This window comes from Burkholderia sp. Tr-20355, from assembly GCF_017104685.1.
Lineage (GTDB): Bacteria > Pseudomonadota > Gammaproteobacteria > Burkholderiales > Burkholderiaceae > Burkholderia > Burkholderia seminalis.
In genome coordinates, this window is record NZ_JAAGPK010000012.1 from 58235 (window position 1) to 78911 (window position 20677).

The following is a 20677-nucleotide window of genomic DNA, read 5'->3' on the forward strand; positions in this document are numbered from 1 at the left end:
ATGCGCCGGTCTTCTTGTTCCCCTTTCCAGACACGGAGCCGCCATGAGCGAGGCGCACGTATCGGTCGATGCCGCGCAGCAGGCGCGCTTTTGCTTCGAAGTCAGGTTTGCCGGCACGACGCTGCCGCCGGTGCTCACCGACGAGCCGCCGCCGCTCGGCGACGGGCGCGGGCCGAACCCGGTCCGGCTGCTGGCCACGGCGGTCGCGAGCTGTCTCGCGGCGAGCCTGCTGTTCGCGCTGAACAAGCAGCACGTCGATCCGCAGCCGATTACCGCGCATATCGACGTCGCCATGGTGCGGAACGAAGCAGGGCGCGTGCGCGTGGGCGCGATGAACGTGCGGCTGTCGATCGGCAGGACATGGGCCGATCTCGCGGCGGCGACGCGCGTGCTCGATCAGTTCGATGCGTATTGCGTGGTGACCGAGCGCATGCGCGCGGGCATTCCGATTTCGGCCGACGTGTGCGACGCGAACGGTACGACGCTGGAATGCGCGGCGACCAAGGCGTGACGGTGTGTCAGTGCGTCACGATTCGGTCGCGGCCGCGACTTCGGCCGCTTCGGCGAGCGCGTCGAGAAAGCGGGTGCGCCACCAGTGCACGTCGGTCTGGCGCACGATCGCCATCAGCGCCGAGTGACGCTGGCGGCGCTCTTCGAGCGGCATCGTGAGCGCGCGCTGGATCGCCTGCGCGGTGCCTTGCGTGTCGTACGGATTGACGAGCAGCGCCGGCTTCAGCTGCTCGGCCGCGCCGGCGAAGCGCGACAACACGAGCACGCCCGGATCGGTTGCGTCCTGTGCGGCGAGGAACTCCTTCGCGACGAGGTTCATGCCGTCGCGCAGCGGCGTGACGAGCGCGACGCGGCTCGCGCGATAGAGGCCCGGCAGGCGCTTGCGCGCAACCGTGCGGTGAATGTAGCGCATCGGCATCCATTCGAGTTCGCCGTAGTCGCCGTTGATCGCGCCGCACAGGCTGTCCATTTCGCGCCGCAGGTCGTCGTAGGCGCCGAGATTCTCGCGGCTCGGCGCGGCGATCTGGATCAGCGTCGCGCGATCGCGGTTCTCCGGATATCGTTCGAGCAACTGGCGGAACGCATGCACGCGCTGCGGCAATCCCTTCGTGTAATCGAGCCGGTCGACGCCGACGAGCAACTGGCGGCGCGAATATTCGTCGCGCATCCGGTCGAACATGTCGAGGCCGTCGCGATCGCGTGCGAGCGATTCGAATTCGTCGACGTTGATGCCGATCGGGAATGCCCCGGCCGACAACGTGCGGCCGAACGCGCGCAGGCGGCCGTCCGGCAGCCGCGCGGCACCGGCTTCCGCTTCGACGTAATGCTCGAAGTGCAGCAGATCCGATTCGGTCTGGAAGCCGACGAGGTCGTACGCGAACAGCGAGCGCATCAGCCATTCGTGTTCCGGGATCGCGGCCATGATCGGCGGCGGCGGCATCGGGATGTGCAGGAAGAAGCCGATCGGGTTCGTGCAGCCCATCGCGCGCAGCTCGGCCGCGAGCGGAATCAGCTGGTAGTCGTGGACCCAGATGGTGTCGTCGGGCCGCAGCAGCGTGCGCAGCTTGCGCGCGAACAACTGGTTCACGCGCCGGTAACCGTCGGCGAAGCGCCGGTCGAACTGCGCGAGATCGAGCCGGTAGTGAAACACCGGCCACAGCACGTTGTTCGAGTAGCCGAGGTAGTAAGCGTCGTAATCCTGCGGATCGAGATCGATCGTCGCGAGCTGGATGCCGCCGACGTTCTGGATCTGCACGTCGTCGCCGTGCGCCGGCTGATCCTCGTCGCCGCGTAGCCTGCCGCTCCAGCCGAACCATACGCCGCCGGTTTCCTGCAGGCTGTCTTTCACGGCGACGGCGAGGCCGCCGGCCGCGGCTTTACGGGGATCTGCGATGCGATTGGATACGACGACGAGTCGGCTCACCAGCTCTCCTGACGATTGTTGGGGGAAAGGTTCGTGCGGCCGAGGCGCGAGAAGCTGACGCCGCCATCGACGCGCCGTGCGCGATGCGATGGGGCCGCAGTGCGATCGGGCGGGAGTCAGGGCATGCGATTCGCCGTCCGGTCGAGGGTGCTCTTTTTAGGATACTCGTCATTCGCTCGTTTTAAAAGTCTCCATCGACGAGCGGCGCGGGAGGCAATGCAGCGCGATTTCCATGATGGCGGAATGGCAATGCGCACCAGGCGGGCGGGATCGAAACTTGCGCGACACGGCCCATGCGGCGCGCGTCATGCCATGCGGAGCGTCCGTCCGCATGCGTGCCGTGAACGCGCGGCGCGGACCGGCGACGCGCGAAACGGCGTGCGCGTCGTCGTCTCCCGGGCGTATCGGCTATACGGCGGGTTACACGGCGGCCGGTTGCCAGTGACGCATGTCGGCCTCGTGCGCATGTACGCCGTGCGACGTCACATGCGCACCGGACGGCATCCGGAATGCGGCGACCGTTTCGGACAGTTCGCGGCCCTGCGCCTCGAGCGACTTCGATGCGGCCGCGGCCTGCTCGACGAGCGCCGCGTTCTGCTGCGTCGTCTCGTCCATCTGCGTGATCGTCAGGTTCACCTGGTCGATGCCGCGGCTCTGCTCGGCCGAGGCGGCCGCGATCTCGCCCATGATGTCCGTCACGCGCGCGACGGCCTGCGTGACGTCGGACATCGTCTTGCCGGCTTCCCCCGCGAGCGCCGAGCCGTCCTGGATCGTCTGCACCGACGCGGAGATCAGCTCCTTGATTTCCTTCGCTGCCGTCGACGAGCGTTGCGCGAGACTGCGCACCTCGCTCGCGACGACCGCGAAGCCGCGACCCTGTTCGCCCGCGCGTGCGGCTTCGACAGCCGCGTTCAGCGCAAGGATGTTGGTCTGGAAGGCGATGCCCTCGATGATGCCCGTGATGTCGGCGATCTTCGACGAGCTTTGGCCGATTTCCGTCATCGTGTCGACCACGCGGCCGACCACCGAACTGCCGCGCTGCGCGACGTCCGATGCATTCGCGGCGAGCGTGCTTGCCTGTTGCGCATTTTCCGCGTTCAGCCGCACCGTCGACGTGAATTCCTCCATCGTCGCGGCGGTTTCCTGCAGCGACGCGGCCTGTTCCTCGGTGCGCTGGCTCAGGTCGAGGTTGCCCGACGCGATCTCGCTCACCGCGTGCGCGATGCTGTTCGACGAATCGCGCACGCGCCCGACGATGCCGATCAGCCGCTCGTTCATCGTTCGCAGCGCGTCGAGCAGGTCGCGCGTTTCGTCGTTGCCGCTGACCTCGATGCGGCTGCCGAGATCGCCGTTCGCGACCGTGCGTGCGACGTCCACCGCCGAGCCGATCGGCACCGTGATCTTGCGCGTAAGCCACAGACCGCCGGCCACGGCGACCGCAACCGCGATCAGGCAGATGCCGGCCAGCAGGTTGCGCTCCATCGCGTAGCGGTCCGCGAACTGCTGCGCGAGCGCGAGTTCGCGTTCATGCGTATAGGTTGCATACGCATCGGTCGCGCGCACCAGCTGCGCGAGCAGCGGGCGGCAGTTGTCGTCGATGTCGGCGGTCGCCTCGTCCTTCTTGCCGGCCTGCGCGAGCCCGACGATGCGCAGCGCGACGGGCCCGTAATTGCCCTCGATGCGCACGATGTCGCCCACCAGTTCGCGTGCGCGATCGGAGGTATCGGTTGCGTTCGCCATCATGTCCTTGAGCTTCGCGAGACGTTCCTGGACGTCCTTGTGCGCCTGGTTCACTTCGGCGAGTTCGGCTTCGACGTCCGACGGCTTGGTCACGAGCACGAGGTTGCGCGCGGCGATCGCGCGACGGTCGACCGCGGTGCGGATTTGCGCGGACAGGTTCGCCCGCGCGCTGATGCCGTTCATGTAGCGGGAGAACTCGGCGTTTGTATCGGACAGTGCCTTGAGGGCCATGCCCGACACGATCACGACGACCGCGGCGAGCAGGCCGAAGCCGCCAAGGAGTTTTGTCTTGATGCTCATTCTGGCGATTTTCACGTTGTGCCCCTGCGTGAGTAGTTGGCAAATGGAATTTATTGTTCGACCAGATACGGGCTCGTGCCGGCATTAACGGGTATACCGGATGATTCTTTACCCTTCGAAAACCCTGATATTCGTTTTTTTAGCGCTGGAAGCGTTGTCCGGAGGGGATTCTTGATCCAGATCAAAAAAACGTGGATCGCCCGTGATTCAAGGGTTTATACATGGAATTTGAAACCGGTTTTATTGGTGAAACAAGAAACTTCTATTTTATTTGCTATCGTCTGACGATTTTGATTCGATTTACGGGTGAATAACGGAATTTCGTTTTCGGAAAATCGGGGAGAGCGCCGATCCGGGTGTGCGTCGCTTGATTGGCGCAATGGGCGGGTGAACGGAAACGGGCGCGCCCTGCAGACGCGCCGGAGCGGCCCGCGGCGGACGCCGCGAGCCTTGGGAGGGTCAGAACGTGGTGCGCAATCCGGCCATCACGCTGCGCCCGCCTTCGGGCGCGAAGCCGCGCACGACCGACGTCGAATAGCGGATGTCCTGGTTCGTCAGGTTGTCGCCGCGCAGGTACGCGAGCCAGTGCGTCGGGCCGACGCGGAACTTGTAGGTCAGCATCACGCCGAGCGAGGTATAGCCGTCCGTCGAAAAATCGTTGTCCGGCACGCGATGCTGCGACCACGCGTGCGTGACCTGCGCGCGCGCGCCGAACGGCCCGTAGCCGTAGTCGGCCGCGAGCGTCGCGCGCAGCGGTGCGATGCGCGGCAGCGGCTGGCCCGTGTCGACGTTGCGCGCGTGGGTGTAGTCGGCCGTCAGTTCGAGGTCGACCGTGTGGCCGCGCCGCGAGAACGCGCGCCACTTGCCGTCCAGCTCGACGCCGTAGAACTCGGCGCGCACGCCGCGATAGATCGCCTCGTTGAGCGAGCCGTCGGTGCCGGGCGCGACGGGGTCGCCGTCGTCGTCCACGACGCGGCCGGTGTTGTACTCGGTCAGGTAGTTCGAGAAGCGGTTGTAGAACACGCCGACACTGCCGCGGTTCGGGCCGCTCGCGTAGCGCAGCGACAGGTCGGTCGACACGGCTTTTTCCTTCGACGCATTCGGGTTGCCGATCAGGAACTGGCCGGTCGCATCGTGCGGGCCGTTCGAATACAGCTCGTAGAAGGTCGGCGCGCGTTCGGTGTACGCGACGTTGGCCGCGACCGACCATACCGGCGTCAGCGAGAACAGCGCGCCGGCGGACAGGCTGCCCGCGTTGAAGTCGCGCGGTTGCGCGCCCGCGAATTTCTCGACGCCGGCCGGATCGGGATCGACCTTCACGTGCTCGAAGCGCCCGCCGAGGCTCAGCTTCAGCGCGGGGACGACCTGCCATTCCTCGAGGCCGAACAGCGCGACGCTGTTGGTGCGCGTGGACGGCACGAGCATTTCGTCGCCGAGCGCGGAGAACGTGTTCTGGCCGAATTGCACGCCGATCGCGCCTTCGAACGGGCCGATCTTGCGATGCCGCGCCTCGATGCGCGCCTCGTAGCCGCGATTGCGGAAGGTGGTCGCCGTCTCGCCGTTGTCGACTTCCTTGTGGCGATAGTCGGTGTACGCGAAATCGAACTTCAGCTTCGTAAACGGCCCGCTCAGGTTGCGCACCTCGGATGCGAGCGCCAGGCGTTCCTGGCGCATGCGCAGCCGCACGTCGCTTTCCGCGACGGAACCGTAGTTCGATTCGTAGCCGCTATAGGACAGGCCCGCGAAGCCGTCGGCCCACGTGTACGACGCGCCGACCGCGCCGCCGTGCACGCGTCCGTCGCTGTTCGGCACGCTGCCTTCCGGCTGCGGCGTGTCGGGGCCGTCGATCGCGCGTTGCTGGCTGCTGCGCGCGTAGCCGGGAATCCGCAGCTTGCTGGTTTCGCGGTCGAACGCGTCGACGTGGAACGCGAAGCGGCCGTTGCCGCCTTCGACTTGCGCGGCGCCCGCGCGCACGGAATTCGCGCCGCCGTAGCGCGCGTCGAGCGCACCCGTCACGCCCTGGATCGCTTCGCGCGGAATGCGGTTGTCGATCGTGTTGACGACGCCGCCCACCGCGTTGCCGCCGTACAGGAGCGCGGCCGGGCCGCGCACGATCTCGACGCGTTCGATCGACAGCGGATCCTGCGGCACCGCATGGTCGTACGACAGCGACGACGCATCGTAGGCCGCGACGCCGTTCTGCAGCAGCCGGATCCGGTCGCCGTCCATCCCGCGGATGATCGGGCGGCCGACCATCGGGCCGTAAGTCGTGGTCGACACGCCGGGCAGCCCGTTGAGCGTTTCGCCGAGCGAATCGGCCTGGCGGCGCGTCAGCGCATCGCCGGAAAGCTGGACGGTGGGCGCGATCAGCTCGGTGTCGCCGAGCGGGTTCGCGGTCACGAAGATCGGCGCGAGCGGGGCGGCGGCGGGCGTGCCGGACGAAGCGGGCGCATCGGTCTGCGCGTGGGCGACGGCGGCGAACACCATCAGCGACAGGGACGAGAGCGGGCGAAGCGGTAAGCGAGGGAGGTCGCGCATGGTCGGTGAATCGGTTGGAATCGGATCGGATAACGAGCGATGCGGATCACGGCTGGATACGATATATTGTTGCGTCAATGACGCGCAGTGACCCGTTGAAACATGGCTCGACGAGGCCCGGTCGCTCAACGCCGGATGGCGTCGGGCGGACGAGTTCGCGAAATGATATGTTATATCATTACAAAATCCAAGCTGAACGGCTGTCGTCGCGGGGCTTCAGCCCGATCGCCGGGAGGGCGGCGGCGAGCGGGCGGTGTCCGCCACTGCGAGCCTCGTCCCCGCTGCGACCGTGGCGAATCCGCGCCGGTCGACGCATCCGTCCCGATGCGTTGACCCGTATCAACGTGCTCCGACGCCGAAACCGGATACTGGGTCGCTCATCGACCAGACAGGAGCAACGCATGACCCAGACCATGAAAGCGGCCGTGGTACACGCGTTCGGCGAGCCGTTGCGCATCGAGGAAGTCCCGATCCCTGCGCCGGGGCCCGGCCGGATTCTCGTCAACATCAAGGCGTCGGGTGTCTGCCATACCGATCTGCACGCGGCGGACGGCGACTGGCCGGTCAAGCCGTCGCTGCCGTTCATTCCGGGCCATGAAGGCGTGGGCATCGTTGCCGCGGTTGGCGCGGGCGTCACGCACGTGCGCGAGGGCGACCGCGTCGGCGTACCGTGGCTCTACACGGCATGCGGCCATTGCGAGTACTGCTGCACGGGCTGGGAAACGCTGTGCCACGGCCAGCAGAACACCGGTTATTCGGTGAACGGCAGCTACGCGGAATACGTGCTGGCCGATCCCGATTACGTCGGCCAGTTGCCCGCGCAGGTGGCATTCGACGAGATCGCGCCGATCCTGTGCGCAGGCGTCACGGTCTACAAGGGCATTCGCGTCACCGATACGCGCCCGGGCCAGTGGCTGGCGATCTCCGGCATCGGCGGTCTCGGGCACGTGGCCGTGCAATACGCGCGTGCGATGGGCCTGCACGTCGCGGCCGTCGACATCTCGCCCGACAAGCTCGCGCTGGCACGGCAACTGGGCGCGCAGCTGACGATCGATGCGTCGGTCGACGACCCCGCGAAAGTGATCCAGAAGGAAATCGGCGGCGCGCACGGCGTGCTCGTCACGGCCGTGTCGCGCAGCGCGTTCGCGCAGGCGCTCGGGATGGTCCGGCGCGGCGGCACGGTGGCGCTCAACGGGTTGCCGCCGGGCGATTTCCCGTTGCCGATCTTCTCGACCGTGCTGAACGGCATCACCGTGCGCGGGTCGATCGTCGGCACGCGGCGCGATCTGCAGGAGTCGCTCGATTTCGCGGCGGACGGCCTGGTGCGCGCGCACATCCACCGCGACCGGCTCGCCAACATCAACGACGTATTCGCGAAGCTGCGGGAAGGAAAGGTCGACGGACGCATCGTGCTGACCGACATGCAGTGAGGCCGTGACCCTGCGCGTGCCGCCGCGCGCCGACCGGCATCGTGCGGCGGCGCGGCGGTCAGCCTCGCATCACGGTGCGAAGAACACGTCGGTGCGGTTCGTCAGGTTGCCCGCGTTGGTCTGCACGAAGAACGGGTGGAACGACGATGACGGGAGCACGTCGAGCCCCTGGTAGTCGCCGATGAAGAATCCTTCGGCGTTGGGGGCGAGCTTCATGTCGAACGGGCCGCCGACGCGCCGCTCGTCGGCGAACGTCGTGCCGCCGTCATGCGAGATCTTGCGCCAGAAGCCGGTCGGCAGCGTCGTCGTGTTGCCGGCCTGCAGATCGCGGAAGTCGTAGTAGGTGACCATCACGGCGCCCGTGTTGTCGACGCGCACCGACGGATTGAACGCGGGGCGCCCGGTCGGCGTGTTCAACTGCTGCGGCGTGCTCCACGTCGCGCCGCCGTCCTTCGACGTCGAGACGGCGATCTCGTCGTACTTGCCGCCGTTGAAGCGGCTGTCCTGCCACACCACGTAGAGCTGCCCCGAGGCCGGATCGATCGCGGGTTCCGGAATGATGTCGCCGGTGCGCACGGGCTCGCCGGTGTTCGGGTCGGTGACGCCGACCGTCTGCAGCCCCGCGATCACCCGTGGCTTCGTCCACGTCGCGCCGTCGTCGCTCGACTGGATGAACGCGACCTTGCCGGCGGCCTTGCTGAACGGCGGTTGGATCAGGTCGAAGAAGTCGTAGAGCGTGCCGCTCTTCGGATCGACGACGATCTGGTTGCCGATCGTCTGCTGACGCGACGGGACGTTGACGATGACTTTCGCGGCGCTCCATGTCTTGCCGCCGTCGGTCGTCTTCGAGAACAGCGTCGGTCCGCGGAACGCCTGCGTATGCAGGTTCGCGTACGGGTTGCCGTTCGGCAGCTCGAGGCGGTCCCATACCGCATAGGCGGTGCCGGCCTTCACGGGGTTCGCCGTCACCGATTCCTTGTCGTTGAAGAACTGCGTCGTCGGCTCGTCGTTCGCGATCAGCACGGCCGGGCTGCTCCACGTCTGTCCGCCGTCGGTCGATACCGACGCGGCCACCGCGTTGGCGTTGTTCGACTGGTTGAACGAGATCGATACCGAATACGCGGTGCCGTCCGGCCCGAACGATACCCACGGATCGGACGCGCGCTCGTACTTCAGCCCGCCCGGCGCGCATGCGCTGAACGGCTGCGGCGTGCGGGCCCAGGTCGCGCCCGCGTCGAACGTGTAGCCGGCGACGAGCCCGTGGGCGCCGCCGTTCGACCAGCGGTCCTGCTGCCACACGCCGATCATGTTCGTCGGGTTCGCGGGGTTGACCGCGAGCCACGGCTCGACTTCGGCATTCACGTAGTTGGTGCCGGGGCCGCCGATGGTGCACGCGACGAACGGGCTCGGGCCGGACACGACGACAGGCTCGGCGTGCGCCGCGGCAGCGGCGGCCATCGCCATCGCGGCGGACAGGCGGGTGACAAGCGAAGGGGACACGATCGTGCGTCGCATGGACTGCTCCTCGTTGACGGGCGGTGGCGACGAGATGGCGCGCGCACGGCCACGCGAGCCGGGGCGCGGCGAATCGTGCCGCGCCCGCCGCTGCGTGCCGTTCAGGATGCCGCTTCAGTCATCGCGATCCGCGTGCGCTGGAATCCGCCAGCACATCGGTTAAGACTCCTCTTCATTTTCATTGCTTGTCGGGTGTGCCTGGGAGGTCGACTCGGCGGGAAGGCCGGTCCGGGCATGCGACGAATGTGTCGAGGTGGATTGCAATGTAGGTGATTCGAATGCCGCCCGACAGGCAGTTTTTTGTAACAGTAAGTAGCCGGAAAGCGTTGCCGGCGGTGTGTGCCGGCCACGCAAAATTTGCCGTCGCGACGGCATGGAAATCGAATCGATAACGCGAATCGCAATTGCTTCGATTGATGCCGGTGCGGCCCGGTGACGGACGGGGAGCGCGCCGTTCAGCGCTCGGCCGGAAACCGGTCCTGCAACGCGTGCAGCCAGCGGGCGACGACATCGAGTTCGTCGTCGGAAAACCCGTCGCACAGCTTGCCGTTCAGTTCGCGCAGCAGCACGCGCGCGCGCTTGAGCGCCGCGTGGCCGTCGTCGGTCAGGTACAGCCGCGTTGCGCGGCCGTCGTCCGAATCGGCGTGACGCGCGATGAGGCCGGCCTTTGCCATGCGGTCGGCGAGGCCCGTCATCGCGGACGGCGCGAGTTGCAGCGCGGCGCCGACTTCGCCGATCAGCGCGCCGTCCTGCTTCGCGAGACAGAACAGCGCGCCGGCCTGCGCGGCGCTCGCGCGCGTCTCGGTTTCGGCCTTGCGGTCGATCCAGCGCTGCACGCGCCGCTGGCCGATGTTCAACATGAAAAAGAGTCGTCGGTCTTCGCTCAAGCTGGGTTCCCGGCTGCAATGGAAAGGGAGGGACGGCCCGCGGTGCGCGGCATGTCGAGTGCCCGCGCGAGCCAGTCGGCCACGTCGGGCCACAGCACGGTGCCGGGCCGGCTGCGAAAGAAGCCCATGTGCCCGACCGGGCCGCTGCCCGCCGCGTGCGGATCGATCTGGCGGCGTTCGACCTGTGCGCGGGTCAGATAGCTTACCAGCAGGCCGATCGCGGCCGGGTTCGCCCACGGATCGTCGTCGAAGCCGAGCGCGAGAATCGGCAACCGTTGCTTCGAGAAGCGCTCGGCCGCGCCGAGCGTCGGATCGTCGAAGAAATAATGCGGCAGCGTCGTCCAGCGGCTCCATTCGCGGAACACGCCGGCCGGCAGATCCTCGCCGAGCCCGAGCCGCTTGCCGGGTACGTAGCCGAGCAACATGGACGTCAGCGGGCCGAGCACGCGCAGGATCAGCCGCACCTTCACGCGTTCGGCCGCCCGCGCGATCAGCCGCGTGCTGCCCGCATGCGCGGCGACGAGCACCGCCGCGCGCAGGTGCGGCGTCGCGGCGGACAGTCCGATCGCATGCCCGCCGACACTGTGGCCGACCGCCAGCAGCGGCAGACCTTCGTACGCCTGCCGCGCCCATGCGGTCGCGGCGCCGACGTCGAGCTCCATCCAGTCGCGCATGCGCGAGCGCAGCGCGGCCAGGCGCGCGGGCCGCGACGCGCCGATGCCGCGGTAGTTGTAGGTCAGCGCCGCGAAGCCGCGTTCGGTCAGGAAGCGGGCGAAGCCCGCATACAGCCGTTCGGGCACGGCCGTTGCCGGATGGATCAGCACCAGCGCGCGCGGCGCGGCGTCCGGCGACCACAGCGTGCCGCGCAGCGTGTAGCCGTCGGCGGCGGAAAACTCGATGGGTTGGGAGGTCATGGCCGTGCTCGTTCCGGGTAGTTGTTTTGCATACGAAATATAGTCCCGGATTTATTTCGCGCACGAAATATCTATCGAGTAATCATTCGAACGGCGAACGGCGAACGGCGAACGGCGAACGGCGAACGGCGAACGGCGAACGGCGAACGGCGAACGGCGGCGGTCCGGGGCGAGCCCGGTGCGATTGCGCTCGCTTCATAAAATATTTGCATCTTTACAAAGCAGAATATTGCGTTTGTCTCATAAAGCAGATCGACGTATCGTCACCGGTTTCATCCGGTCCGCCTTTCGTTGCACTCGGCGGACGACGCGGCGCCGCCTTCGCGGGGCCGCCTGCCAACCTTCCGGGAGATCACGTTGTCGAGCCGAATCGTCATGGCGCTCTTGCTGGCGCTTGCCGCCCAGCCGGGCTTTGCCAAGGACACCGTCACGCTGCGCGTCGGTGAACAGAACTACTTCAACATCCAGGCGTCGATGGAGGCGTCCGGCGCGCTGAAGGACCTGCCTTACACGATCGAGTGGAAGCACTTCCAGGCCGCCGCTCCCGTCGCCGAAAGCCTGAACGGCAATGCGATCGACGTCGGCTTCCTCGGCGATTCCGCGCTGCTGACGCTGGCCGCGCGCGGCGCGCCGGTCAAGGTCGTCGCGGTATCGCGGCAAAGCCTCGACGGCGTCGCGATCCTCGTGCCGAAGGATTCGCCCGTGCGCACCGTGGCCGACCTGCAGGGCAAGACCATCGCCGTCTGGCGCGGCGCGTGGAGCCAGCAACTCGTGCTGCGCGCGCTCGAACACGCGGGCCTGCGCGCCGATTCGGTCAAGTACGCGTACCTGATGCCGATCGATGCGACCAACGCGCTCGCGAACGGCTCGGTCGACGCCGTGTCGCTGTGGGAGCCGTTCGTCAGCACCCTCGCGCTGCGGCAAGGCGCGCGGACGGTGACGACCGCGCAGGGGTTGATGCCCGCGCTGAGTTTCGTCGCCGCGAACGAGCAGGCCGCATCGGGCAAGCGCGCCGAGATCACCGACTTCCTGCGGCGCGTGGTGGCCGCACGTCAGTGGGTCGACAGCCATCCGCGCGAGTACGCGGACCTGTGGGCGAAGCGCGCGAAGCTCGAACCGGACGTCGCGTACCGCTGGCTGAACAACGCGAAGCAGCGCGTCGGCCCGGTCGACGAAACGGCCGCGAAGGACGCGCAGAATACCGCCGACTTCCTGCACAAGGCCGGCGTGATTCCGGTCGCGTACGACACGTCGAAACTGCTCGACCGCTCGTATGCGGGCGCAGTCGCGGTACCCGCGCAGAAGACGGCCGCCGCGCAGTGACCGTGCGGCCATTCCGGCGATTTTCCCGATTCCCGATCGATCCACCCAAGGACATTCCGACATGCCAGTCGACATCATCGGCATGATCACCGCGACGCCCGGCGCGGAGGTCGACGTACCGGGCGGCGCGGCCGTCCAGCCCGATTACGTGCGCCGCTTCGCGCAGGCGCACGAGGCGGCCGGCTTCGACCAGATCCTGGTCGGCCATTTCAGCAACGCGGCGGACGGCTTCATCGTCGCGTCGTTCGCGGCCGCCGCGACCGAGCGTATCCGCATCCTGCTCGCGCATCGGCCGGGCGTGATCGTGCCGTCGGCCGCCGCGCGGCAGATCGCGACGCTCGACGTGTTCAGCGGCGGCCGGCTCGCGCTGAATGTCGTGTCGGGCGGCGACGACGCGGACCTGCGGCGCGACGGCGATTTCGTGCCGCACGATGCGCGCTACCGCCGCACCGGCGAATATCTCGACGTGCTGAAGCGGATCTGGCTGGCCGACGCGCCGGTCGATCACGACGGCACGTTCTACCGGCTGCGCGGCGCGTCGCCGCTCGTGAAGGGCACGCAGCGGCCGCATGTGCCGATCTATTTCGGCGGGTCGTCGCCGGCCGCGCTGGCGGTCGCGGGCGAGCATGCGGACGTCTACATGACCTGGGGCGAGCCGCTCGAAGCGGTGCGCGAGCAGATCGCGCGCGTGCGGGCCGCCGCCGCGCCGTTCGGGCGTGCACCGCGTGTCAGCGTGTCGTTCCGGCCGATCGTTGCCGATACCGAGGCGGCCGCCTGGGAGAAGGCCGAGGCGATCCGCGCGCGCGTGCGCGCGGCGCGGGTCGCGAACGGCCAGCCGATTGCCGGGCATGCGCCGCAGAATGCGGGCTCGCAGCGGCTGATGGCAGCGGCCGCACAGGGCGACGTGCTCGACGAGCGGTTGTGGATGGGTGTCGCGAACCTGACCGGTGCGCGCTGGAATTCGACCGCGCTGGTCGGCACGCCGGAACAGGTCGCGCGGGCGCTGGGCGCGTATTACCGGCTCGGCGTGTCGACGTTCCTGATTCGCGGGTTCGATCCGCTCGACGATGCGCTGGCCTACGGGCGCGACCTGATTCCGGCGATTCACGCGCATGTTGCGGAACTCGACCGGCATCAGGCAGCCGTGCCGGCATAGACGAACAGCCCGCACGTCGAATCGCCCCGGCAGGTCCCTCGCGGCATGCCGGGGCGATTGCATGGGCGGTTCAGAACGACGGCAACCCCGGCGGATTGGTTTCCGCGCGCGCGATCGCCTCGCTCTGCAACCCCCAACGCGCGAGCGCCTGCCCGTAACGACCGCTGCCGATCAGCGCATTCGTCGCGAGCGTCAGCGCCGGTGCGAGCCCGCTGCCGCGACGCGTCGCGATCGCGACATCGGCATTGGCCGGCCAGCCCGCATTGACGACGCCGACGCGGCGGATCTTGCCGCTGCGCGCGGCCTCGTACGCGAGCGACGCGTTCGGGTTCAGCTCCGCATCGGCGCGGCCCGACAGCAGCGCGACGCGCGCCGTCGCATCGTCGTCGAAGTAGAGCAGTTCGGCCGGCTTCAGCCCCTGCGCGACGTTGCGCTTGCTCCATTCGAGCAGGATGCGCTCCTGGCTCGTGCCGGCGCCGGTGATGATCCGGAGGCCCGCGACGTCCTTCGGCTCGGCGATCTTCGCGATCGGGCTGCCGGTGCGCACGTAGAAGCCGTGCAGCCCGAGCCGGTAGGTCGTGAAGTCGTATTTCTCCTTGCGCTTCTCGGTCACGCCCACGTTCGAGATCACCGCGTCGTACTTGCCGGACGTCAGCCCGAGCGGCCAGTCGGCCCAGGCGATCGGCACCAGCACGAGCGTGCGGCCGAGCGCGTCGGCGACGAGCTGCGCGTAATCGGGATCGGCGCCGACGACGGTGCGCGCGTCGGTCGCGTAGGTCGACACGGGCGGCGCGTGCGGCGAAATCGCGACCGTGAATGCGCCGTCGCGCACCCAGCGGTAGGCGGCCGCCGCGCGGATCGCCGCGTCGTCGCGGTCCGCGCGCAGGCGGCCGGCCTGGCGCGGGTCGAGATCGGCGGTGGCCGCCGCCGCGTGCGTGGCCTGCCACGGCAGGACGGTCACCGCGGCCAGCGCGGCGGTGATGAACTGGCGCCGGTCGGTCATCGTGCGGCTCCTTGCAGATGGGACGCGGCGCGCATCACAGCACCCGCGACAGGAACGCGCGTGTGCGCGGATGGGCCGGCGCATCGAGCACGGCGGCAGGCGGTCCGGCCTCGACGATGCGCCCGCGCTCCATGAACAGCACGTTGTCGGCGACTTCGCGCGCGAAGCCGATCTCGTGCGTGACGATCACGAGCGTCGTGCCCGAGCGTGCGAGTTCCTTGATCACGTCGAGCACTTCGTTGACGAGTTCGGGATCGAGCGCCGACGTCGGTTCGTCGAACAGCAGCACCTTCGGACGCAACGCGAGCGCCCGCGCGATCGCGACGCGCTGCTGCTGGCCGCCCGACAACTGGCGCGGGTACGCATCGGCCTTGTCGGCGAGGCCGACTCGCGCGAGCAGTGCGCGCGCGGTGCGTTCGGCATCGTCGCGCGTGACGCCGCCGACGGCGACCGGCGCTTCGATCAGGTTCTCGAGCACCGTCAGGTGCGGGAACAGGTTGAAGTTCTGGAACACCATGCCGACGGCCGTGCGCCGTTTCAGCACGTCGCGCTCCTTCAGCTCGTGGAGCACGTCGCCGTCGCGGCGATAGCCGATCAGTTCGCCGTCGATGTCGATGTAGCCGTCGTCGACGCGTTCGAGATGGTTGATCGTGCGCAGCAGCGTCGACTTGCCGGAGCCGGACGGCCCGACGATCGCCGTCACGCTGCCGCGCGGCGCGACGAACGACACGTTGTCGAGCACGCGCTGCATGCCGAACTGCTTCGATACACCGTGCACGGCCACTTCGCCGCCGGTGCGCGGCGCGGCGTCGGCAGCGACATCGTCGCGGATAACACTTGCGGCCGGCGCGATCGCCGCCGCGCGGCGCGCCGCGGCACGCCGCCACAGCACGCCGATGCGCGCGAGCGCGAACGTGAGCACGGACGGCGGCGGATTGCGCAGCGCACCGCGCGCATAGTGCCGCTCGACCTGCACCTGGATCGCCGACAGCACGGTCAGGATGATCAGGTACCAGACGGTCGCGACCATCAGCAGCGGAATCACTTCGAGATTGCGGCGGTAGATCACCTGCACCGTGTAGAACAGCTCGGGCATCGCGAGCACGTACACCATCGACGTGCCTTTCGCGAGCGAGATCAGGTCGTTGAACGCGGTCGGCAGGATCGCGCGCATCGCCTGCGGCAGCACGATCCGCGTGGTCTGGCGGCCGCGCGGCAACCCGAGCGCGGCCGCTGCCTCGAGCTGCCCCTGGTCGACCGCGAGAATGCCGCCGCGTATCACTTCCGCGGAAAAGGCCGCGTGGTTCAGCGTGAGGCCGAGCACGGCCGCGAGGAACGGGCTGATCAGGTCGGTGGTCGGCGCCTCGAACCACACGATGTCGGTGAACGGCACGCCGAGCCGCACGTGTTCGTACAGGTAGCCGAGGTTGTTCAGGATCAGCAGCAGCACGATCAGCGGAATCGAGCGGAACAGCCACACGAAGGTCCAGGCGCTGGCGGACAGCAGGCGCGAACGCGACAGCCGGGCCAGCGCGACGAACGCGCCGAGCGCGAAGCCGAACACCGCACCCAGCAGCGTCAGCAGCAGCGTGCGCGCGAGCCCCGACAGCACCGGCGGCGACAGGAACCATTCGGCGAACACCGGCCAGCCCCATTGCGGATTGCCGAGGATCGAATGCAGCGCGATCGCGATCAGCACCAGCGCGAGCACGGTGCCGGCCGTGCGCGACCGGTGGCGCGCGGGCACGATCCGCAAACGCGTGCCGGCGTCGCGCGCGCCGGGGGAAGAGAGCGGCGGCAGTGCGCCGCCGAGATGGGTCGTGTCGCTCATGTCGTTGGAAATCCTCGAGTCGTCGGGCGGGCGCGCCGCGCACGGGCGGCGCGGCGGCGTCAGGCGTGCGCTTCGGCCGCCGTTTCGTGCGGCGCGCCGGGCGCCGCATGGCGGCTTGCCTTGCGCGGCAGGCCGAGGTGGTCGCGCAGCGTCGCGCCGGGCAGGTCGCGGCTGTAGCGGCCGCGCGCCTCGAGCACCGGAATCACGAGTTCGACAAAATCGTCGACGCCCTGCGCCTGCACCGGAAAACCGAGGATGAAGCCGTCGCCGGCGCCCGCATCGTGCCAGCGGATCAGTTCGTCGGCGACATGCTCGGCCGTGCCGATGAAGTTCGGGCGCGGCGTGGCGACCGCGAGCGCGGTTTCGCGCAGCGACAGGCCTTTCCGCTTCGCGTCGGCCTTGATCCGGTCGGTGGTCGAGCGGAAGCTGTTGCGGCCGAGGTCGCCGAGTTCCGGGAACGGCGCGTCGAGCGCGTACTGCGTGAAGTCGTGGTGATCGAAATAGCGGCCGAGGTACGCGAGCGCCTCGTCGATCGTCAGCAGGTCGCGGATCGCCTGGTATTTGTCTTCCGCCTCGGCGGCCGTGCGGCCGACGATCGGCCCGACGCCGGGGAAGATCTTCACGTCGCCGGCTTGCCGCCCGTGCTCGATCGCGCTCTGCTTCACGCGCCGCGTGAACGCGGCCGTTTCCTCGATCGACGGCGAATGCGTGAACACGGCGTCCGCGTACTTGCCCGCGAGTCCGATCCCGGTGTCGGACGAGCCGGCCTGGAAGATCACCGGCTGCCCCTGTGGCGAGCGCTGGATGTTCAGCGGCCCCGCGACCTGGAAGAAGCGGCCGTGGTGGTTGAGCGTGTGGAGCTTGTCGCGATCGAAGAAACGGCCGGTCGCGCGGTCGCGCACGAATGCGTCGTCGTCCCAGCTGTCCCACAGGCCCTGCACGACGTCGAGGTATTCGTCGGCGATCTCGTAGCGCAGTTCGTGATCGGGATGCGCCTTGCCGAAATTCCTCGCGGTGCCTTCGAGCGGCGTCGTCACGACGTTCCAGCCCGCGCGGCCGCCGCTGATCGCATCGAGCGACGCGAGCTGGCGCGCGACCGTGAACGGCTCGCTGTACGACGTCGAGATCGTGCCCGCGAGCCCGATCTTCTTCGTCGCGACCGCCAGCGCCGACAACACGGTCAGCGGCTCGAAGCGGTTCAGGAAGTGCGGGATCGACTTCTCGTTGATGTAGAGGCCGTCCGCGACGAACGCGAACGCGATGCCGGCGGCTTCCGCCTTGCGCGCGACGCCGATCGCGAAGTCGAGGTTGATGCTCGCGTCCGGCGGGTTGCTCGGATGCCGCCATGCGTTCATGTGGCTGCCTGCGCCTTGCAGCATCAGGCCGAAGGGGATCGATCGTCGGGTCGTCATGGGAGCGTCACGCGTTCTGGTCAGGGGAGAGGGCGCGGTCGGCCGCGAGGGCCGCCTGCAACGGGGTGGCCGACAGCGCGCCGCCGAGCCATTCGGCCGACGCGAGCCGCGCCGCGTAGTCGGTCACCGGCGAATCGATCACGAATGCATCGACGTCGAGCCGCCGGCTCAACGCGTCGAGCGCGCGGTGGATGCGCTCGGGCGTATCGGCCAGCACGGTCGGGTGCAGTTCGTCGATCCGGTAGTCGGACGCGCCGCTTTGCCGCGCGAATTCGGCGGCCGCCTGCGCGCTGGCGAGGTTGAAGCTCTGCCCGCCCGCGAACTGCAGCTTGAAGATCTTCAGCGGCCCGATCAATTGCTCGGCTTCGTCGCGCGTCGGCGCGGCGACCGCATACAGCGCGACGAGCGGCTTCGTGCCGCCCGCGCCGCGGTATGCATCGAGCGAGCGTTCGAGATTCGCATCGTCGCCGTTGAAATGGCCCGCGTAGCAGAAGCGCCAGCCGTTGCGCGCGGCGAGCGCACCGCTTTCCGGCGAACCGCCGAGCAGGATGCGCTCGGGCGGCTGCGGCGCCACCGGCATCGCGACCGCGCCGGCGAGCGGATGATCTTCGGCGACGCCCCAGCCGAGAAACGCGTCGAGCTCCGCGAGCTGGCCCGCGAAGTCGGGCTTGCGCGCCTTGTCGTGAAACCACTGCAGCGCGCGTGTGGTCAGCGGCAGGCCACCAGGCGCCTTGCCGATGCCGAGATCGACGCGGCCGGGCGCGAGCGCGGCCAGCAGCTTGAACGTCTCGGCGACCTTGAACGGGCTGTAGTGCTGCAGCATCACGCCGCCCGAGCCGATCCGGATCCGGGACGTATGCGCGAGCAGGTGCGCGACGACGATTTCCGGTGCCGAGCTCGCGAAGCCCGGTGTGCCGTGATGCTCGGCGACCCAGAAACGCGCGTAGCCGAGCTGTTCGGCGCGCCGCGCGAGTGTGGTGGTGAAGCGCAGCGCGTCGGCGGCGGTCGCGCCGTCGGCGATCGGACTCTTGTCCAGCAGCGAAAGCGAATAAGACATGATGGGCGGCGTTCCTGCGTGAGCGGGGATGGGCGGTGGTGGCGCGCGGTGTTCAGCTCTTCGGCAGCCCCGGCGGATTCGTGCGTGACTGATCGATCGCTTCGGACGCGAGGTTCCAGCGGTCGAGCACCTGCTGGTAGCGGCCGTTCTTGATCAGCCCGTTCAGCGCGACGGTCAGCGGATCGGCGAGGCCGCTGCCGCGACGCGTCGCGATCGCGATGTCGGCCGTACGCGGCCAGCCGCCGCTGATCGCGCCGACGAGCCGCGTCTTGCCTTGCTGCGCGCTCTGGTACGCGAGCACCGAGTTCACGCTGAACACCGCATCGGCCCGGCCCGACTGCACGGCGACGATGCGCATCGCCTGGTCGTCGTAGTACTGGATCTGCACCGGTTTCAGCCCGTGCGCGACGTTCTCGCGATCCCAGGCGAGCAGGATCTTTTCCTGGTTGGTGCCGGCGTCTGTCACGATGCGCAGGCCGGCGACGTCCTTCGGCTCGCGGATCGCCTGGATCTTGCTGTCGTTGCGCACGTAGAAGCCGACCTGATCCTTGCGATACGTCGAGAAATCGAGCTTCTGCTTGCGTTCCTCGGTGACGGTCACGTTCGAGATCACCGCGTCGACTTTCCCCGATTCGAGCGCGAGCGGCCAGTCGGCCCACGCGAGCGCGACGATCTTCAGCTTGCGGCCGAGGCTGTCGGACACGAGCTGGCCGATGTCGGCGTCGAAGCCGATCACCGTGCGCGCGTCGGTCGCATACGAGCTGATCGGCGGCAGGCTCGGCGCGATGCCGATCGTCAGCGTGCCGGGCTCCGCGAACTTGAACGACGCGGGCACCGCGCGCTCGACCGCCGCGTCGGCCGTGCCGCGCGGACGGCCGCGCTGCTCGGGGCTCAGGTCGAACGTCGCGGCGGCTGCCGCGGCGGCGAAGGCGGTGAGGCCGATCAGCGCGGCGGCCAGCGTGCGCACGGTGCGGGAAGAAAGCGGTACGGCTCGGTGCATGAAAACGTCCTGTGGTGGAAGGCGGAAGGCGAGAAATGAGGTGTCCGGCGCGGCGCCGTCAGCGCGGCAGCACCGGTTCGGGCACGGGCGCCCACAGGTCGGCGAGCGTCGAGGTGCGCGACGGATCGACGAGATCCTTGCCGAAGCGCAGGTGGAAATACGCTTCCGGGTCGATCGACGCATCGAACAGCCGCGTATAGCCGGTGCGGTCGTACAGCGCCCACGCTTCGGGCTGGCGAAAGCCGGTGGTCAGGTAGAGGCGGCGGTAGCCCTGTCGCGCGGCGCGCAGTTCGAGCGCTTCGACGATGCGTCGCGCGAGGCCCTGGCGGCGCAGGTCGGTGCGCGTCCAGATGCGTTTGAGTTCGGCGGTCTGCGCGTCGTAGCGCTTGAACGCGCCGCCGCCGATCGTCTCGTCGTCGCGCAGCAGCAGGACGAATGCGCCTTCGGGCGGCGCGAACAGGTCGGCCGGGTAGCGCGCGAGTTCGTCGCGCGCGGACGCGCGGCTGTCCGGGCGGTATGCGTCGTAACGGGTCGAATACTCGTCGATCAGCGCGTCGATCAGCGGTTGCGCGCGGACGTCGAGCGGCGTCGTGTCGATGATGCGGTCGTTCGTGGCCATGGGCATCGCGAAGGGCGCG

The 20677-nt window shown here is 68.5% G+C and carries 16 protein-coding genes; 4 read left to right on the top strand and 12 right to left on the bottom strand.

Features of this window, described 5'->3' with window-relative positions; all coding sequences use genetic code 11:
* The first annotated feature begins 43 nt into the window (after positions 1–43).
* The gene (locus tag G3N62_RS04945) at positions 44–511 is read left to right on the top strand and encodes an OsmC family protein (RefSeq protein ID WP_124669963.1); all 468 of its coding nucleotides are present in this window, start codon (positions 44–46) and stop codon (positions 509–511) included.
* Positions 512–526: 15 nt separating this feature from the next.
* Here G3N62_RS04945 and otsA read toward each other — a convergent pair whose 3' ends face one another.
* The 3 genes from otsA to G3N62_RS04960 form a co-directional block, all read right to left on the bottom strand.
* Complete coding sequence (gene otsA / locus G3N62_RS04950; RefSeq protein WP_034191319.1) at positions 527–1933, bottom strand: alpha,alpha-trehalose-phosphate synthase (UDP-forming); 1407 nt, start codon at positions 1931–1933, stop codon at positions 527–529.
* A 420-nt stretch (positions 1934–2353) separates the two neighbouring features.
* Positions 2354–3973, bottom strand: a complete 1620-nt coding sequence (locus tag G3N62_RS04955; RefSeq protein WP_082744613.1) for a methyl-accepting chemotaxis protein — start codon at positions 3971–3973, stop codon at positions 2354–2356.
* 459 nt (positions 3974–4432) lie between these two features.
* Positions 4433–6511 (bottom strand): TonB-dependent receptor, encoded by a 2079-nt coding sequence (locus G3N62_RS04960; protein WP_226227486.1) that lies wholly within the window; start codon positions 6509–6511, stop codon positions 4433–4435.
* A gap of 401 nt (positions 6512–6912) precedes the next feature.
* Between G3N62_RS04960 and adhP the strand changes: the two genes are divergently transcribed.
* A complete protein-coding gene (adhP, locus tag G3N62_RS04965; protein ID WP_059556564.1) occupies positions 6913–7941 on the top strand; it encodes an alcohol dehydrogenase AdhP in 1029 nt (342 codons plus the stop codon).
* Between the two features lie 69 nt (positions 7942–8010).
* Here the strand turns inward: adhP and G3N62_RS04970 are convergent, their stop codons facing one another.
* The 3 genes from G3N62_RS04970 to G3N62_RS04980 all read right to left on the bottom strand — a co-directional run bounded on the left by G3N62_RS04970 (position 8011) and on the right by G3N62_RS04980 (position 11257).
* Positions 8011–9456, bottom strand: a complete 1446-nt coding sequence (locus tag G3N62_RS04970) for a sialidase family protein (protein ID WP_034191323.1) — start codon at positions 9454–9456, stop codon at positions 8011–8013.
* Between the two features lie 455 nt (positions 9457–9911).
* Complete coding sequence (locus tag G3N62_RS04975) at positions 9912–10343, bottom strand: MarR family transcriptional regulator (RefSeq protein ID WP_034191324.1); 432 nt, start codon at positions 10341–10343, stop codon at positions 9912–9914.
* Entirely contained in the window at positions 10340–11257 is a 918-nt protein-coding gene (locus G3N62_RS04980) for an alpha/beta hydrolase (RefSeq protein WP_069704738.1), read from the bottom strand. The genes G3N62_RS04975 and G3N62_RS04980 overlap by 4 nt, the downstream gene beginning before the upstream one ends.
* 375 nt (positions 11258–11632) lie before the next feature.
* Between G3N62_RS04980 and G3N62_RS04985 the strand changes: the two genes are divergently transcribed.
* Together G3N62_RS04985 and G3N62_RS04990 are read left to right on the top strand one after the other, a co-directional pair.
* Positions 11633–12580 (top strand): ABC transporter substrate-binding protein, encoded by a 948-nt coding sequence (locus G3N62_RS04985; protein ID WP_124669964.1) that lies wholly within the window; start codon positions 11633–11635, stop codon positions 12578–12580.
* 61 nt (positions 12581–12641) lie between these two features.
* Positions 12642–13736 (top strand): LLM class flavin-dependent oxidoreductase, encoded by a 1095-nt coding sequence (locus G3N62_RS04990; protein ID WP_124669965.1) that lies wholly within the window; start codon positions 12642–12644, stop codon positions 13734–13736.
* A gap of 70 nt (positions 13737–13806) precedes the next feature.
* Here the strand turns inward: G3N62_RS04990 and G3N62_RS04995 are convergent, their stop codons facing one another.
* The 6 genes from G3N62_RS04995 to G3N62_RS05020 are packed head-to-tail and all read right to left on the bottom strand — an operon-like array spanning position 13807 to position 20658.
* Positions 13807–14739 carry an ABC transporter substrate-binding protein gene (locus G3N62_RS04995; protein WP_124669966.1) on the bottom strand — a complete coding sequence of 311 codons (933 nt, stop codon included), beginning with the start codon at positions 14737–14739 and terminating at the stop codon, positions 13807–13809.
* A gap of 34 nt (positions 14740–14773) precedes the next feature.
* On the bottom strand, positions 14774–16570 hold the full coding sequence (locus tag G3N62_RS36245) for an amino acid ABC transporter permease/ATP-binding protein (protein ID WP_124669967.1): 1797 nt from the start codon (positions 16568–16570) through the stop codon (positions 14774–14776).
* Positions 16571–16629: 59 nt separating this feature from the next.
* Complete coding sequence (locus G3N62_RS05005) at positions 16630–17982, bottom strand: LLM class flavin-dependent oxidoreductase (protein ID WP_034191329.1); 1353 nt, start codon at positions 17980–17982, stop codon at positions 16630–16632.
* A 7-nt stretch (positions 17983–17989) separates the two neighbouring features.
* Positions 17990–19039 carry an LLM class flavin-dependent oxidoreductase gene (locus G3N62_RS05010; RefSeq protein WP_124669968.1) on the bottom strand — a complete coding sequence of 350 codons (1050 nt, stop codon included), beginning with the start codon at positions 19037–19039 and terminating at the stop codon, positions 17990–17992.
* Between the two features lie 52 nt (positions 19040–19091).
* Positions 19092–20039, bottom strand: a complete 948-nt coding sequence (locus G3N62_RS05015) for an ABC transporter substrate-binding protein (protein ID WP_034191331.1) — start codon at positions 20037–20039, stop codon at positions 19092–19094.
* A 58-nt stretch (positions 20040–20097) separates the two neighbouring features.
* Positions 20098–20658: a GNAT family N-acetyltransferase gene (locus tag G3N62_RS05020; RefSeq protein ID WP_124609823.1), complete on the bottom strand. Its 561-nt coding sequence runs from the start codon at positions 20656–20658 to the stop codon at positions 20098–20100.
* Positions 20659–20677: the final 19 nt, after the last annotated feature.

Bases quoted from the DNA above. Each gene is read 5' to 3' on its own strand.
- G3N62_RS04945 (WP_124669963.1), top strand. From the start codon at position 44: ATGAGCGAGGCGCACGTATCGGTCGATGCCGCGCAGCAGGCGCGCTTT.
- G3N62_RS04955 (WP_082744613.1), bottom strand. From the start codon at position 3,973: ATGAGCATCAAGACAAAACTCCTTGGCGGCTTCGGCCTGCTCGCCGCG.
- G3N62_RS04960 (WP_226227486.1), bottom strand. From the start codon at position 6,511: ATGCGCGACCTCCCTCGCTTACCGCTTCGCCCGCTCTCGTCCCTGTCG.
- adhP (WP_059556564.1), top strand. From the start codon at position 6,913: ATGACCCAGACCATGAAAGCGGCCGTGGTACACGCGTTCGGCGAGCCG.
- G3N62_RS04970 (WP_034191323.1), bottom strand. From the start codon at position 9,456: ATGCGACGCACGATCGTGTCCCCTTCGCTTGTCACCCGCCTGTCCGCC.
- G3N62_RS04980 (WP_069704738.1), bottom strand. From the start codon at position 11,257: ATGACCTCCCAACCCATCGAGTTTTCCGCCGCCGACGGCTACACGCTG.
- G3N62_RS04985 (WP_124669964.1), top strand. From the start codon at position 11,633: ATGGCGCTCTTGCTGGCGCTTGCCGCCCAGCCGGGCTTTGCCAAGGAC.
- G3N62_RS04990 (WP_124669965.1), top strand. From the start codon at position 12,642: ATGCCAGTCGACATCATCGGCATGATCACCGCGACGCCCGGCGCGGAG.
- G3N62_RS04995 (WP_124669966.1), bottom strand. From the start codon at position 14,739: ATGACCGACCGGCGCCAGTTCATCACCGCCGCGCTGGCCGCGGTGACC.
- G3N62_RS36245 (WP_124669967.1), bottom strand. From the start codon at position 16,570: ATGAGCGACACGACCCATCTCGGCGGCGCACTGCCGCCGCTCTCTTCC.
- G3N62_RS05005 (WP_034191329.1), bottom strand. From the start codon at position 17,982: ATGACGACCCGACGATCGATCCCCTTCGGCCTGATGCTGCAAGGCGCA.
- G3N62_RS05010 (WP_124669968.1), bottom strand. From the start codon at position 19,039: ATGTCTTATTCGCTTTCGCTGCTGGACAAGAGTCCGATCGCCGACGGC.
- G3N62_RS05015 (WP_034191331.1), bottom strand. From the start codon at position 20,039: ATGCACCGAGCCGTACCGCTTTCTTCCCGCACCGTGCGCACGCTGGCC.
- G3N62_RS05020 (WP_124609823.1), bottom strand. From the start codon at position 20,658: ATGGCCACGAACGACCGCATCATCGACACGACGCCGCTCGACGTCCGC.